The 14,623-nt window shown below is 67.3% G+C and carries 13 protein-coding genes; 11 read left to right on the top strand and 2 right to left on the bottom strand.

The window, feature by feature from the left end; all coding sequences use genetic code 11:
* Positions 1-54 precede the first annotated feature (54 nt).
* From LZ605_RS03775 to LZ605_RS03815, 9 genes are all read left to right on the top strand, one after another.
* A complete protein-coding gene (locus LZ605_RS03775) occupies positions 55-558 on the top strand; it encodes an RNA polymerase sigma factor (RefSeq protein WP_249843860.1) in 504 nt (167 codons plus the stop codon).
* Between the two features lie 82 nt (positions 559-640).
* A complete protein-coding gene (locus LZ605_RS03780) occupies positions 641-1,597 on the top strand; it encodes a FecR family protein (protein ID WP_249843861.1) in 957 nt (318 codons plus the stop codon).
* Positions 1,598-1,776: 179 nt separating this feature from the next.
* On the top strand, positions 1,777-4,899 hold the full coding sequence (locus LZ605_RS03785) for a TonB-dependent receptor (protein WP_249843862.1): 3,123 nt from the start codon (positions 1,777-1,779) through the stop codon (positions 4,897-4,899).
* A gap of 54 nt (positions 4,900-4,953) precedes the next feature.
* Entirely contained in the window at positions 4,954-5,718 is a 765-nt protein-coding gene (locus tag LZ605_RS03790; protein ID WP_107230705.1) for a Slam-dependent surface lipoprotein, read from the top strand.
* 90 nt (positions 5,719-5,808) lie between these two features.
* On the top strand, positions 5,809-7,263 hold the full coding sequence (locus tag LZ605_RS03795) for a surface lipoprotein assembly modifier (RefSeq protein ID WP_249843863.1): 1,455 nt from the start codon (positions 5,809-5,811) through the stop codon (positions 7,261-7,263).
* Between the two features lie 132 nt (positions 7,264-7,395).
* On the top strand, positions 7,396-7,800 hold the full coding sequence (locus tag LZ605_RS03800) for a response regulator (protein WP_249843864.1): 405 nt from the start codon (positions 7,396-7,398) through the stop codon (positions 7,798-7,800).
* A gap of 9 nt (positions 7,801-7,809) precedes the next feature.
* Positions 7,810-9,396: a PAS domain-containing sensor histidine kinase gene (locus tag LZ605_RS03805; protein ID WP_249843865.1), complete on the top strand. Its 1,587-nt coding sequence runs from the start codon at positions 7,810-7,812 to the stop codon at positions 9,394-9,396.
* A gap of 81 nt (positions 9,397-9,477) precedes the next feature.
* Positions 9,478-9,819 carry a type II toxin-antitoxin system prevent-host-death family antitoxin gene (locus LZ605_RS03810; protein WP_107230701.1) on the top strand — a complete coding sequence of 114 codons (342 nt, stop codon included), beginning with the start codon at positions 9,478-9,480 and terminating at the stop codon, positions 9,817-9,819.
* A gap of 3 nt (positions 9,820-9,822) precedes the next feature.
* Positions 9,823-10,452: an AAA family ATPase gene (locus LZ605_RS03815; RefSeq protein WP_249843866.1), complete on the top strand. Its 630-nt coding sequence runs from the start codon at positions 9,823-9,825 to the stop codon at positions 10,450-10,452.
* 90 nt (positions 10,453-10,542) lie between these two features.
* Here LZ605_RS03815 and LZ605_RS03820 read toward each other — a convergent pair whose 3' ends face one another.
* Positions 10,543-10,770 carry a hypothetical protein gene (locus LZ605_RS03820; protein WP_249843867.1) on the bottom strand — a complete coding sequence of 76 codons (228 nt, stop codon included), beginning with the start codon at positions 10,768-10,770 and terminating at the stop codon, positions 10,543-10,545.
* A 162-nt stretch (positions 10,771-10,932) separates the two neighbouring features.
* Between LZ605_RS03820 and LZ605_RS03825 the strand changes: the two genes are divergently transcribed.
* Entirely contained in the window at positions 10,933-11,349 is a 417-nt protein-coding gene (locus LZ605_RS03825; protein WP_249843868.1) for a host attachment family protein, read from the top strand.
* A gap of 215 nt (positions 11,350-11,564) precedes the next feature.
* On the opposite strand, the gene LZ605_RS03830 is transcribed toward LZ605_RS03825, so the two are convergent.
* Positions 11,565-11,810, bottom strand: a complete 246-nt coding sequence (locus tag LZ605_RS03830) for a hypothetical protein (protein WP_249843869.1) — start codon at positions 11,808-11,810, stop codon at positions 11,565-11,567.
* Positions 11,811-12,268: 458 nt separating this feature from the next.
* On the opposite strand from LZ605_RS03830, the gene LZ605_RS03835 reads away from it, so the two are divergent.
* Positions 12,269-14,620 carry a GH92 family glycosyl hydrolase gene (locus LZ605_RS03835; RefSeq protein WP_249843870.1) on the top strand — a complete coding sequence of 784 codons (2,352 nt, stop codon included), beginning with the start codon at positions 12,269-12,271 and terminating at the stop codon, positions 14,618-14,620.
* Positions 14,621-14,623: the final 3 nt, after the last annotated feature.

Raw genomic sequence — 14,623 nt, forward strand, 5'->3', positions numbered from 1 at the left:
ACCTCCGGACCGTCGCCATCACGCCCATCATTCCCCGGTCCGGCCTTGGCACCTATGTCTCCCAATGCCCTGGCGCTGGTCGAGCTGCTGATCCGCGAGCGCCGTGCGTTGTCACGTTTCATCGCACGCTACCTCGACCCGGCCAGTACCGAGGACACCCTGCAGAACCTGTACCTGAAGGCCAGCAGCGTGCCCGGCGATCCGCCGATCCTGGAGCCGCGCGGCTACCTGTACCGGATGGCCTACCATCACGCGCTCAACCGCAGCCAGGCCGACGCCCGCGAGCGGCGCGCGATGGCCGAGTACGCCGCCGACATGGCCGATGCCGGCCACGACGGTGAGGCCCACGTGCTTGACCAGGCCCAGCTGCGCGAGATCACCCAGACCATCCTGGCCTTGCCGGCGCAGGTGCGCGAGTGCTTCGTGCTCAACCGTTACCTGGGCCTGAGCGAGCGCGAGATCGCCGCCCGCCTGGGCATTTCCAAGAGCGTGGTCGGCAAGTACGTGCTGCGCGCGGCGCTGCTGATCCAGCAGCACCAGCAGGGAACCCGCCGATGAGCCGCGATTGCCGTGGGCAGATGGCCCCCGCCGTTGTCACAACAGGAAGGTGCACCCGTTCGTGGTGCGGCAGGCCACAACCATGATCACGTCCGAACCCTCGCCGCGTCAGGCCAGGCAGGCGTTGCGCTGGGTGATACGGTGCAGTGCAGGCCCGCTGCCCGATCGCCAGCAACGAGCCCTGCAGCGCTGGCTGCAGGCCGATCCACAGCATGCACAGGCCTGGCGCCAGCAACAGGCGTTCTGGCAGCGGCTCGATGCCGCCGGGCCCGATGTGCTGGCGGCGCTGCCGGCGCTGACTGCCGATGACCGGGGCCTGCGCGCGATCGCGTCGCGTCGTCGGCTGCCCTGGCTGCTGGCCAGCGCGGCTGCGGTGGTCCTGATGGTCGCAGCGGCACCGCACGCGTTGTTGCTGGCGCGCAGTGACCTGCGCAGCAGCGACGCCCCACGTGTGGTGCAGCTGGACGACGGCAGTACCGCCGTGCTGGATGCGGGCACCGCGCTGGCGCTGGACTTCGACGGTGGGCAGCGCCGCCTGCGCCTGCTGCGCGGCCAGGCCTGGTTCCAGGTGGCCCATGAATCGCGGCCGTTCCGGGTCGAGGCCGGTGGCGGCCAGGTCCACGATATCGGCACGGCGTTCAGCGTGTCCCTGCACGGCCACAGCGTCAGTACCGAGGTCAGCGAAGGCGTGGTCGAGGTGCGTCCGGGCGACGGCAGCGCTCAGCGCCTGAACGCCGGGCAGGCGCGGACGTTCCGTGACGGCCGTTGGCTGCTGCCGGTGCAGCAGCGTGTGCCGGAGGACATCGCGCCCTGGCGCCGTGGCGAACTGGCCATCGATGATCGCCCTGCCGCGCTGGCCATCGCCGATCTGGCGCGTTATCGCCGTGCACCGGTGTGGGTGTTGGGCGGGCAGGGTGCGCAGGTGCGGGTCAGCGGCCTGTTCCATGTGCAGCAGCCGGAGACCGCCATCGATGCCGTGGCCGCGCAGGCCGGCCTGCGTGTGCAGCGCCTGCCAGGCGGTGCCATGGTGCTGTGGTGATGGGGGCGGCGCGTGGACGAATCGGCCGCATGAAAAAACATGAAAAAACCGTGGGCAGCCGCCGCACCCCGCTGTCTATAGAGGTATAGCCAGAGCGAAACACCGTTTCTCCTCAAGCCAGACCCACCGCCGGCAGCGGATCTGCCCGTGGTTCCGCCCCGCTTGAGGAGTTCCTGTCCATGCCGTCTACGGCATCTGCCTGTCACCGTCGCGCCACCGTTCTGGCCCTGGCCATCTCCACCGCACTGCTGCCGATGGCCTGGGTGCCGAGCGCGCAGGCGCAACCGGCGGTCGTCGCGCCGTTGCGCACGTACGCCATTCCGGATCAACCCTTGGCCGACGCGGTGCGGGCGTTCGGTCGCCAGGCCGACGTGCAGGTGGTGTTCCGCAGCGATCTGGTGGAAGGCCGCCGCTCCAGCGCGGTGAACGGCGAGTACAGCCAGATGCAGGCCCTGCAGCAGCTGCTGCGCGGCAGCGGGGTGCGCGCGCAGCGCGGCATCGATGGCACCTGGAGCCTGCGCGCGGCTGCGGAGGCAACCGAGGGGGAGGGGGGGCGGGTGACCGACACACTGGACGTGGCCGGTCGCCTGCAAGCGGAGGGGGGCGAGGCCCGCGATCGGCGTGGCTACGATGATGTGTTCGCGCTCGACCTGACCACGGCGTACTCGGGGCGTGACCGGGTGGAGCGCTATCGCGGCTCCAATCCGGCCGACGTGGTCAAGGATCTGGTCGGTGTGTTCAGTGGCGACGCACGCAACAGCGGCGCGCTGGACATCAACATCCGTGGCATCCAGGGGCCGGGGCGGGTGCCGGTCAGCATCGATGGTGGCGAACAGGCGCTCACCGTCTGGCGCGGCTACAACGGGGTCAGCAACCGCAACTACATCGATCCCAACCTGATTGGTGGCATCCAGGTCATCAAGGGGCCAGGGCTGGTGCGCGATGTGCACAGCGGGATCGGCGGTGCGCTGGTGATCAAGACCATCGATGTCGATGACATCGTGGCCGCCGGCGAGCGCTTCGGCGGGGAGCTGAAGATCGAAGGCAGCAGCAATGCAGTGGCGCCGCGCCTGCCACGCCTGCACACCGGCGAAGACTACCGCACGGTATCCGGCTTCCCGCAGGGCTCGCCGGCCTCGCCCTATGACGACCGCACCCTGGTGGTGCCGGTGAAGTCGCGCAGTGGCAACAATCCCTTCGACGGCGAGGACCAGGCCTGGCGCCTGGCGCTCGGCTACCGTGGCGACACCGTCGACCTGATGGCGGCCTATGCCTGGCGCAAGCGTGGCAACTACTTCTCCGGCAGCAAGGGTAGCGCCTACTACGACCAGGACCCGCGCGAGCAGTACGAGTACCAGGGCATCGACTACATCACCACGCTGGCGCGCTACTTCAAGCCCGGTGATGAGGTGCCCAACACTTCCAGCGAACAGGAATCGTGGCTGCTCAAAGGCACTTGGCAGATCAACGACGACCAGCAGCTGAAGGCCACGTGGCGGCGAACGCTGTCGCACTATGGCGAGATCATGCCCTCGCGCATCCTGTCGGCGCCGGACTACGGCCGCATCCAGTGGCCGCTCAGCCGCGTCGCCTCCGATGCCTGGAACCTGGAATACCGCTTCCAGCCAGCCGGCAGCCGTTGGCTGGACCTGTACGCCAACCTGTGGCGCACCGAGACCGACAGCGACACCTACACCGCAGGCGGTTTTCCGAACTTCGCGCCGGGCAACCCGGCCTGGAACCCGGACGCCAGCCCGATCCTGCGCAACACCGCGCTTGCCAATGCGCGCAACGACCGCACCGGCCTGACCCTGAGCAACCGTTTCGCCCTGCATTCCACCCTGGATCTGACCGTGGGCGGCAACTGGCAGTACGAATCGCTGGGCTCGCGTGACCCGTACTTCGGTCCTTCCGATGGTTGGCGCATGTTCCCGCGTGCCGGCCGCCGCCAGGAAGGCGAGGGCTACCTCAACCTGGAATGGCGCCCGTTCGAGTTCCTCACCCTCAATGCGGGAGTGCGCTACAGCCGCTACTGGGCGTTCGACGACTTCCTGCAGGCGCATCCGGAGCTGCTTACCAAGGGCGTGGGCAGCAAGGAAGCGACCTACCGGACCAAGGAGCTGCCCGAACGCCCGGCCAGCCTGCAGGCGCAGATCGATGCGCTGGAATCCGAGCGCGAGTTCTGGGAAAGCATCGGCATGGGCTGGTTCGTCGATGATTCGCTGCGTGGCCTGCTGGCCTACTACGAAACCCCCCAGGCGGTGGAGCACCGCATCGCCTGGCAGCCCGATGCCGATGGCAACTACAGCCGTGCCACCAACCCCTGCCTCAATGGCCAGGTGGCGGGCATTCCCGGTGCGTTGCCGCTCTACGCGGGCAGCGACCTGGTCTGCAGCATCGGCAGCACCCTGCAGTCGCGACCGGTGGACGGGCGCAACGAACGCCGTCGTGACCATGCCTGGCTGCCCAGCTTCTCGGCTACGGTAAACCTGTCGCCGGCCGCACGTGTCTACCTGCGCTACAGCGAGGCGGTGCGCTTCCCGAGCATGTTCGAAAGCACCATCGCCTTCTCCAGCAGCCTCAACCCGCTGTATGCGCTCAAGCCCGAACACGCCTACAACTACGAACTGGCCTACGTGCACAACCTGTCAGGGCTTTTCGGCAACACCGCCGACGCTGACGTGAAGCTGTCCTACTACGTGCACAAGACCCGCGATGTGATCGAGCGTGATGCGTACTTCCTGTTCGACAACATCGACAAGCAGACCATCCGTGGCATCGAGCTGCAGGCGCGCTTCGACAACCGCCGTTACTTCACCGACCTGGGCATCGCGCGCACGCTGGAAAACGAAGTGTGCGACGAAAGCACCGCGGTGCTGCTCGATGCCAACCGTGGACTGGTTCCGAACTGCGTGCAGGATGGTTTCGTCGGTGGCTACCTGCTGACCCAGGCCATTCCGAAACTGTCGGTGAACCTGTCGCTGGGCACCCGCCTGTTCGATGAGCGGTTGGAACTGGGCAGCCGCATCGTGCACTACCAGCGCCACGACAACCCGGACCTGCAGGCCTACCGCGACCGCCTGCTGGCCGGCGGCAGCAGCCTGCTCTGGCAGAACGTGCCGTTCACCTGGGGCAACATCACCACCGTCGATGCCTATGCGCGCTGGCGCTTCAACGAGCACGCCAGCGTGGAGCTGGTCGGCAGCAACCTCGGCAACCGCTACTACGTCGACCCGGCCACCCGCTCCACGCTGCCGGCGCCGGGCCGCACGATCAAGCTCGGCGTCACCGCGCGCTTCTGACTTTCCGCATTCAAGCGTTTCACCCGTAGTTCCCTCAATCCAAGGAGCAATACCATGAAGATGATCTCCCGTTCGGTTCTTGCCGTTGCAGCCACCTTCGCCCTGGCCGGCGCCGCGCAGGCGGCCGATATCGTCGGTGCGGCCAGCCCGGTGACCGACGCCGAGCTGTACGTGGCCGTCGGCGATTCCCAGGTCAACGGTGGCCCGCACTCGGCCGGCAAGGCCGGTATCGGCGTCGGCACCGTTTCCGGCGCCCGCCGTGTCGACTTCCAGGGCCTGTCGGCCTACTCGGTGCCGACCACCGTCAACGGCACCACCGTGCGTACCCTGGCCATGCCGATCACCGGCGCACCGGGCAGCCACTCGGGCATGGGCCACTTCAACTTCGTCAAGGTCGGCAGCGGCGACGTGTGGTTCGGCGAGTGGTCCAAGGATGGCGCCGCCGGTGGCTTCAACAACCGCCAGGTCTACTTCGTCGGTGACCGCACCGGCACCACGCTGCCGGCCGGCGTGGCCACCTACAGCGTGGCGGGCCTGAACAAGTTCAACGGCAGCAACCTGCTGTCGGGTACCTTCCGCGCCAACTTCGGCAACGGCACGCTGGCCGGTGGCATCAGCGGCGGCGGCCTGTCGGTTGCGGTCAATGCCTCCATCAACAGCGCCAACGCCTCGTTCGCCGGCTCGGCCACCGCCAACGGCTCGGTCACCGGCACCACCCAGGGCCAGTTCTTCGGCGCCAACGCCGCCACCCTGGCCGGCATCGCTACCTTCGCCGGCAACAGCCAGTACGACACCGCCTTCGGCGGCAGCAAGAACTGATCGCCACGCCCCTGATGGGGCAGGGCAGGGACAAGCCGCGATCCGCCAGTCCCTGCTTCGGCCCGCTGCATGCATCATCACGGATCGACCATGCGCCATCCCATCCTCCTTCTCGTCCTGCTGCTGGCCGTCGCCGATGTGCGCGCCCAGCAGGACGATCTGCGTCGTGTGCTTGAACAGGGCAGCGAACTGCGCCATCAGCAGCAGGACCAGCAGCGCCTGCAACAGGCCGAATCACAACGCCCGACCATCACCGTCGACGGCCAGACCGTGCGCGTGGAGCGCACCATCGACGATCTCGGCCAGGCCTTGTATCTGTCGTTGCAGCACCAGCAATGGCAGGCCGCCGCAGCGTTCCTGAGCGAGTACATCGAACTACCCGGGCACGACCCGTTGCTGCGCCACTACGCACAGGGCGCGCTGGCCCGGGTGGCCGGTGACCATCGCGGTGCCGCGCGCGAGTATGAAGCCCTGCTGGAGGCGCAGCCGGACTTCCTGCCGGCCCGCCTTGAACTGGCGCGCGTCTACGCCGAGGACCAGCGCGACCGTGAGGCGGCGGCGTTGTTCGCGGCGATCGCGGCCGGCATCGACAGCGACGATCCGGCCACTGCCGGCGTGCGCGCACGGGTCGATGGTTATCTGGCCGCGTTGCAGGCGCGCCAGCGCTGGAAAGGCGCGGTGGCGGCCGGGCCTGCCTGGAGCGACAACATCAACCGCAGCTCGGCCAGCCGCACCTGCCTGTTCGGCGTGGGCGACAACTGCATCATCGAACGCACACTGCCGAAGGCACAGCACGCCGTCGGCCTGGATTACGATGCCAGCCTGGAGCGGCGCTGGGCGCTGGCCGGCCATCATGGCCTGTACGTGCGTGGGTTGGCGTTCGGCCAGGCGTGGCGCGGGCACAGCGCCTACAACGAACTCAACACCAGTGTGCAGGCGGGGTACAGCTGGCGCAGTGCGCGGCACACCGTGCTGCTGGCGCCCAGCTACGATTACCAGGCATTGGGCAACCACGCCTTGCAGGGCGGCAGCGGCATGCATGGCGAGTGGCAGTACGCACTCGATGCCCGCAGCCTGCTGAAACTGGAGGCCGACTGGAAACGCCAGCGCTATCGGCAGCCGGGCCTGGCCGACAACTACGATGGTGAGCTGGCCGCGCTGTATGCCACCTGGTTCCGCGCGCTCAACCCGCGTTGGACCGTGTTTGCCGGCGTGGACCTGACCGACAGCCATGCTGCCGACGACGCCAACGGTTACCGCCAGCGCGGCGTGCGGCTGGGCGCGGCACGCCAGTGGAGCGGCACCACCGCCACCGTGTTCGTTTCGCTGCGCCAACGTGACTACGACGCCTGGAGCTCGCTGCTGGAAGCGCGCCGACAGGACGACGAACAGAACCTGATCGCCATCGTGCGCAGCGAGCGCTTGGGCGTGGCCGGTCTGGTGCCCAGCCTGAGCCTGCGCTATGCCCGTATCGACAGCAACGTCGGCTGGTTGTACAGCCATGACCGCAGCCTGTTCAGCCTGAAGTGGGAGCGTGCGTTCTGAGCCGTGTGCGTGCCCTGGGTGAATGCGCCGTGGGCGTGATCCTCATCGATCGTCACGCGCCCTTGTAGTCCAGTTCGCGCATCCTGCCCACGTTGCGGCGCGACAGGCCGCGGGTACCGAGGAGTGCGGCGCGTGCGGGAAGCAGGCAACACAGCGGAAGGGTTGAAAGGGCTGCGTGTGCTGGTGGCGGAGGATGAGTTCGCCATCGCGATGTTCCTGGTGGACTACTTGGAACTGAAAGGGGCGCAGGTGGTCGGGCCGGCCGGGGATCTGCAGGCGCTGGGACAGCTGGTCGATACGCACCCCATCGACGTGGCGCTGCTGGACATCAACCTGGGGGGGGAACAGGTCTATCCGTTGGCAGATCGCCTGGCCGAAGCCGGCACGCCGTTCCTGCTCACCTCCGGTTACGACGACAACCTGCCCAGCCGCTTCGCGGCGGCGCCACGCTGCACCAAGCCCTACCACATCGAGGCGTTGGTCCAGCAGCTGGCTGGGCTGGTGGCAGCTCCGCAGGTGTCTGCGTGCGTGCGTTGATCGCAGCGCATGGCACGCCGTAGAGACGACATACATGCCGACGGCCTGCGGGGCTCGATGCCCGCACCGTTGCATCGGCGCGCGCGCCGCGACGGCATGGCCGCACGCATTGCCCAGCACGAATGGTCCAGCACGCCGCTGGGCGCCATCGAGCACTGGCCGCCGCATCTGCGCGCCACGGTCGATCTGATGCTGGCCCACGGCTTCCCGATGATCGTGCTGTGGGGCGAACAGCTGGTGCAGCTGTACAACGATGGCTATGCCGAGATCCTGGACGACCGCCACCCTGCGGGGCTCGGCCAGCCAGCCCGCGAATGCTGGCCGGAGGTGTGGCACATCAATGGCCCGCTCTACACGCGCGTCTGGCAGGGCGAAACACTCACCTTCGAGGACAAGCGCTTTCCGCTGGCGCGGCAGGGTCGCCTGGAGGACCGCTGGTTCACCCTGACCTGCAGCCCGATCCGTGGCGGGGAAGGGCGCATCTGCGGGGTGCTGGTGACCCTGTTCGAGACCACCGCCGCGCATCAGGCGCTGGCGGCGCGCGAACGCGAGGAGCAGCGCCGGCGCGAGAGCGAACGGCGCCTGGAACTGGCCTTCAAGGTACTGCCGGTGGGCCTGTGCATCGTCGATCTTCAGGGCCACATACAGTTGTCCAACGACCAGATGCGTGCCTACCTGCCCACCGGCAAGGTGCCCTCGGCCGACACGGCCAACCAGTACCGCTGGCGTGGCTGGCATGCCGATGGCACACCGATCGAACCGCAGGATTTCGCCATTGCGCGGGCCATGCGCGGCGAAACCGTGGTGCCGGGGCTGGAGTTGCAGTTCCTGCATGATGATGGCCGCACCCTCTGGACACGGGTGGCGGCCGCGCCGCTGCGTGATGCCGACGGGGAGGTCAGCGGCGTGTTTGCCATTGCCGTGGACATCGACGATCTCAAGCGCGCCACCGAGCGCCAGTCGGTGCTGCTGGCCGAGCTGCAGCACCGAGTACGCAACATCATGTCCACCATCCATGCCATCGCCTGGCGCACCCGCGAATCGGTCGGCAGCGTGGATGAGTATGCCGACCGGCTGTGCGGGCGCCTGATGTCGCTGGCGCGCACGCAGAGCCTGCTCACCCGCGGTGCCAACGCGGGCGTCTGCCTGCGCGGCATGCTGGAGCAGGAGATCGCGGCGCAGGTGCCTGCGGCGGCGGCCTGCCAGCTACAGGGCGAGGATGTGCTGCTGCCACCGAAGGCGGCTGAGGTATTGTCCCTGGCCATCCACGAGCTGGCCAGCAATGCGCTGCGGCACGGTGCGCTGGCCCATGAAGACGGCCGCATCCAGGTGAGCTGGCGGCTGCAGGAGCGGCAGGGTGAGCCCTGGCTGGAACTGCACTGGTGCGAGCGCCATGCCGAGGTGGAGGGCTGGGCGCTGCCGCGCCAGCGTGGCCTGGGCCGGGCCCTGATCGAGCAGCGGGTGCCGTACGAGCTGGCCGGCAGCGGCCGGTTGCGCTTCGGGCCGCAGGGCCTGGATGCCCGCATCGGCTTCCCCTTGCGGGAACGCGGCAGCCTGCTGCAGACCGACGCCCCGCAGGCCCAGTCTGGGGGCTGACGCAGGGGGAATGGGGCATTTATCCCCAATTGGGCCAAATTGGGCATAATGGGCTCAATCGTTCCCGCCTGGAGCCGTGCCATGACCCTTCCGCTGGACCTGCCTGGCCTGGAAAAGGCCCCTGCCTCGTCGGTGAAGACCCGTGGCTGGCCGAGCCTGATGCGTACCGTGCGCGAGAAGCAGGCGCTGGTCATCACCAACCACAACCACCCCGAAGCGGTGATCGTGGACATCCGCACCTACCAGGAACTGCTGGCCAAGGCCGCCGGTGGCGATGCCGATGAGCGCAGCGAGGAACTGCTGCGCCTGCGCACCGAGTTCGACCAGACCCTGGCCGGGCTGCAGCGCGGGCAGGGCCTGGGCAAGGTGCTGGGCAAGCCGATCCGCCGCGGCCGCAAGGTGGCCCTCGGCCGCCCGCTCTGACCGATGGGGCGGATCCTGGTACTGGCCGGCGTCAATGGCGCCGGCAAGAGTTCGCTGCTGGGCACCTGGCTGGAAGCCGACGGCCTGGCCTGGTTCAACCCCGACAGCTTCACCCGTCGCCTGGTCGAGGCCGGTTGGCCGTTGGCCGAGGCCAACGCCGAGGCGTGGCAGGAAGGCACCCGGCGGCTGCGCCAGGCCATGGCCGAGGGCAGCGACTTCGCGTTCGAGACCACGCTGGGCGGCAACACCATTCCGCGCCTGCTGCGCGAGGCCTGCGATCACCACCAGGTGGCCATCTGGTTCTGCGGCCTGGCAACCGTAGAGCTGCACATCGCCCGTGTCGCCGCGCGGGTGGCGGCGGGCGGCCACGATATCCCCGTGGAGAAGATCCACGCCCGCTTCGATTCGGCACGCGAGAACCTGCTGGATCTGCTGCCGTATCTGGCCGAGCTGCACGTCTACGACAACAGCGCCCCGGCCGACGCCGAAGGCTGCGTCGAGCCGCTGCCGGTGCTGGCGATGGAACACGGGCAGCTGCAGTACCCGGAGTCCGTGGCTGAGCTGCTGCACACCCCGGACTGGGCCAAGCCCATCGTGATGCGCGCCATGGAATTGAACAGCGCGCACGACTGACCGCAGGGAAGTGTGGTGGGTGCAACCAACCGCACCGGTGGGTGCAGCCAACCGCTCTGGTGGGTGCGAACCTGGGTTCGCACGCTTGAATCAACCCGCGCGGGCCGCCATGCCCAGCACCGTGCCGGCCAACGCAAGCCAAGCCGGCACCGTCAGCCGCCGGCTGACCAACGCCGCGCCCACCACGGCCAGCATTGAAAACACAATGGCCAATGCCAGCAGCGGCTCGCCGCGCAGGAACTGATGGATGCAACCGGCACAGCCGGCAATGGCCAGGCTGGTGGCAAGGGAAACGGGGAACACGGAGCCAGCGTACACAGATGTACCTCGCGAAGATGCAGGCCATAGCGGCCGCGCAACGCGCGAATTTAGCCCCGGTTGAAGATTGCGAGGCGTGCATCACAGGCCGTGCGCGTTGCGCTTACATCGTGCTGCCTAGGCTGGAACCCACCCCACATCCACTGTCTGCTGGAGATTGCAATGGCCCGTACCATTCCCGAAGGAACCCTGATTGTCGTCGCCGATGGCGGCTCGGCCCGTGTGTTCACCAACGTGGGCAGCGATCGCGAGCTCACCTTGAAGCAGGAAGGCGAACTGCGCCTGCAGGACATCAGCGCGCAGGGCATATCGGGGCAGGGCCCGGCCGGTGCCGTGCCGAAGGATATGTCCGTGTCGCAGCTCAACGAAGCCACCTTCGCCAAACAGGTGGCCGAGCAGCTCAACGACGACGCCCTGAACAACCGTTACGCCCACCTGGTGCTGGTGGCCGACCCGACCACGCTGGGGCGCATCCGCCCGCTGCTGCACAAGGAAACCCAGGCGCGGCTGCTGGGCGATATCGCCAAGGATCTGACCAACGCCCCGCTGGCGGATATCCAGAAGGCGGTTGCCGCGTAGGCGCCTGGATAGCCACCGAACGGGTCGGCAACAACCGACGGGGGCAACCGACGGGCCGACGACGGCAACCGGCGGGGTAGAGCCGACCGTTAGTCGGCTATCGCGCGAAGCGCGGGCTTCTGGCAATCACAAAGAGCAGTCGACCAACAGTCGCCTCTACCCGGTCGATGCCGTCGATGCCGCCGGCATCGTCTGCCTCGCCCGCCACGAGGCCCTCAGTGATACGTCACCTTTTCCGCTTCCGCCCGCAGCTCCTGCAGCAGGCATCGGCCGTGCTGGCTCAGCATCACCATCGCCACGGCAATCTGCTTGGGGTCGTAGTCCATCGGTGCCGGCGGTTTCGGCTCGGGGCCGTACTGTTCGCCAATCAGGATGGCCATGCCTTCGGCGCTGTTGAATGCCTGTTCGATACGATGGAACAGCGATTCCATGGCCGGGCTGAGCGTGCGTTCGGACGTCATGCGGGCACTCCTTGGGTAGCGAAGGCCACCGCAAGGGTGGCGGGCGATGCGAGGTTGGAACCCGGAGAAACTGAAGTACTCCGATGGCCAGGCGGCCACACGCAGCGCCCGCCGTAGTCACGACAGGCAGTTCTTCAGTTTCAAACAGGGGTTCCAATCCCGGCAGCGGAGTCCCCGCTGCGGCGCCATCGTGCACACGTGGCGGCGTGGCTAACCAATTGATGATTCTTCTTGGCTTTTCTAGTTTCCAAGGCGGAGTCTCTCAACGGAGTGTATGCAGACATCAGTTGGCGTATCAGCGCCCGTTGAAGGGAAGGAAACGACAAAAGCTATAGATTGACTGATGGCTCGGCCATGCAAATACGTGCAAATCATCAGGTCGGGCACGGCGGCCGCAGTGCAGCATGCGACAGGACTGGCTGGGTGCTAGCATCCGGCTTTCATCTGAATCGATCCAAATGCCGATGCCCATGCTGGACCGTCGTCTCCTGATCGCTGTCGCCGCTACCGCCATGCTCGCCTCCGGCGCGGCCCTGGGGGCACCGCCGAAATCCGCCGCAGAACGCGCTTATGCCTCCGTCGACCCGTTCATCGGCACGGGCGGCGAAGGCCATACCTATCCGGGTGCGACGGTGCCGTTCGGCATGGTCCAGCTCAGCCCGGACACGCGCATCCAGCCGCGCGAGAAGGCCTACGGCTGGGCTGCGGGCTACCGCTACGACGACAGCAGCATCGTCGGCTTCTCGCACACGCATTTTTCCGGCACCGGGCATTCCGATCTGGGCGACATCCTGGTGATGCCGTTCACCGGCACGCCCGGCCTGGAGCGCGGTGATCCAGAAAAACCTCGCAGCGGCTATGCCTCGCGCTTCCGCCACGACGACGAGAAGGCCGAGCCGGGCTACTACGCGGTCACCCTGGACGACTACAAGGTGCGCGCCGAACTGACCACCAGTGCGCGCGTGGGTGTGCACCGCTATGCCTTCCCCAAGGGCACCGAGGCCAAGGTGCTGCTGGACATGCGCACCAGCATGTACGACTACCCGGGCAAGATCCTGTGGTCGCGGGTGCGCGTGCGTGCTGATGGCACCGTGACCGGCTTCCGTGAAACCCGTGGCTGGGCGCCGGGCCGCCAGCTGTATTTCGCGATGCGCTTCTCGCGCCCACTGTCCGGCCACGCGCTGCACAACACCGAGCAGGACATCGTCTACAAGGGCTTCCCGCCGCCGGGCGAGAAGGACCCGGCACAGCGTGCGCAGATCGAGGGCCGGCAGCTGGTCGGCACCTTCAACTTCGGCAAGCTGGATGCACCGCTGGTGGTGAAGGTGGCGATTTCGCCGGTCAGCGAGGCTGGTGCCATCGCCAACCTCGATGCCGAAGTGGCCGACTTCGATTTCGACCGCGTGCGTGCGCAGGCCAAGCAGGAATGGACCCAGGCGCTGTCGGTGCTCGATATCGACGCGCCGGAACACGCGCGGCGCAGCGCCTACACCGCGCTGTACCACACGATGCTGGGGCCGACGCTGTTCATGGATGCCGACGGCCAGTACCGCGGCCCGGACAATGCCGTGCATCAGGCCAAGGGCTACACCAACTATTCCACGTTCTCGCTGTGGGACACCTACCGGGCGCTGCACCCGCTGCTGACCCTGGTGCAGCCGGAAAAGCGCAACAGCGATTTCATCAATTCGATGCTGGCCCACCACCAGCACAGCCCCTACGGCATGCTGCCGGTGTGGTCGTTCCACGGGCTGGAGGACTGGTGCATGATCGGCTACCACGCCGTGCCGGTGATCGCCGATGCCTACGTGAAGGGCATTCGTGGCTTCGATGCCGACAAGGCGCTGAAGGCGATGGTGGAGACCGCCAACTACGGCCCTTATGACGGCATCGCGCAGTACCGCGAGCTGGGTTACGTGCCGATTGATGAAGAAGGCGAAGCGGCCAGCAAGACGCTGGAATACGCGTTCGACGACTGGACCATCGCGCGCATGGCCCAGGCGATGGGCAAGACCGATGTGGCGGCAACCTTCGACAAGCGCGCCGGCAACTGGCGCAACGCCTTCGACAAGGACACCGGCTTCATGCGCGCGCGCAAGCGCGATGGCAGCTTCCGCACCCCGTTCGACCCCAGCGCCAGCGGCTACGGCACCGACTACACCGAAGGCAACGCTTGGCAGTACTCGTGGTACGTGCCGCAGGACGTGGCGGGTCTGGCCGCCGCCCATGGTGGCAGCGACAAGCTGCTGGCGCGGTTGGATGAGGTGTTCAACGCCAAGGTCGATCCTTCCATCTTCGAGCATATGGAAGACATCACCGGGCTGATCGGCTGGTACGCGCATGGCAACGAGCCCAGCCACCATGTGGCGTATCTGTATTCGTACGCGGGCCAGCCGTGGCGCACGCAGGCCCGCCTGAAGCAGATCATGGATACCCAGTACGCAGACCGCCCCGATGGCCTGGCCGGCAATGATGACGTGGGCCAGATGTCGGCGTGGTATGTGTTCACCGCGCTGGGTTTCTACCCGGTGGCGCCGGGTTCGGGGGAGTACATCCTGGGCCGGCCGTTCCTGCCGAAGACCGCGATGCGCCTGCCCAACGGCAAGACCTTCACCATCGTGGCCGATGGTCTGGATGACAAGCACACCTATGTAGGCAGTGTGAACCTCAACGGCAAGCCGCTGCAGCGCACGTTCCTGCGCCACGACGAGATTCTGGCCGGCGGCGAACTGCGCTTCAGCATGCAGGCTGAAGCGAACAAGGACTGGCCGGGGCAGGGTGCGCAGGCGCCATATTCGATGAGCCGGTGATGC

Source organism: Stenotrophomonas maltophilia (assembly GCF_023518235.1).
Classification (GTDB): Bacteria; Pseudomonadota; Gammaproteobacteria; order Xanthomonadales; family Xanthomonadaceae; genus Stenotrophomonas.

Bases quoted from the DNA above. Each gene is read 5' to 3' on its own strand.
- LZ605_RS03775 (WP_249843860.1), top strand. From the start codon at position 55: ATGTCTCCCAATGCCCTGGCGCTGGTCGAGCTGCTGATCCGCGAGCGC.
- LZ605_RS03780 (WP_249843861.1), top strand. From the start codon at position 641: ATGATCACGTCCGAACCCTCGCCGCGTCAGGCCAGGCAGGCGTTGCGC.
- LZ605_RS03785 (WP_249843862.1), top strand. From the start codon at position 1,777: ATGCCGTCTACGGCATCTGCCTGTCACCGTCGCGCCACCGTTCTGGCC.
- LZ605_RS03790 (WP_107230705.1), top strand. From the start codon at position 4,954: ATGAAGATGATCTCCCGTTCGGTTCTTGCCGTTGCAGCCACCTTCGCC.
- LZ605_RS03795 (WP_249843863.1), top strand. From the start codon at position 5,809: ATGCGCCATCCCATCCTCCTTCTCGTCCTGCTGCTGGCCGTCGCCGAT.
- LZ605_RS03805 (WP_249843865.1), top strand. From the start codon at position 7,810: ATGGCACGCCGTAGAGACGACATACATGCCGACGGCCTGCGGGGCTCG.
- LZ605_RS03810 (WP_107230701.1), top strand. From the start codon at position 9,478: ATGACCCTTCCGCTGGACCTGCCTGGCCTGGAAAAGGCCCCTGCCTCG.
- LZ605_RS03815 (WP_249843866.1), top strand. From the start codon at position 9,823: ATGGGGCGGATCCTGGTACTGGCCGGCGTCAATGGCGCCGGCAAGAGT.
- LZ605_RS03825 (WP_249843868.1), top strand. From the start codon at position 10,933: ATGGCCCGTACCATTCCCGAAGGAACCCTGATTGTCGTCGCCGATGGC.
- LZ605_RS03830 (WP_249843869.1), bottom strand. From the start codon at position 11,810: ATGACGTCCGAACGCACGCTCAGCCCGGCCATGGAATCGCTGTTCCAT.
- LZ605_RS03835 (WP_249843870.1), top strand. From the start codon at position 12,269: ATGCCGATGCCCATGCTGGACCGTCGTCTCCTGATCGCTGTCGCCGCT.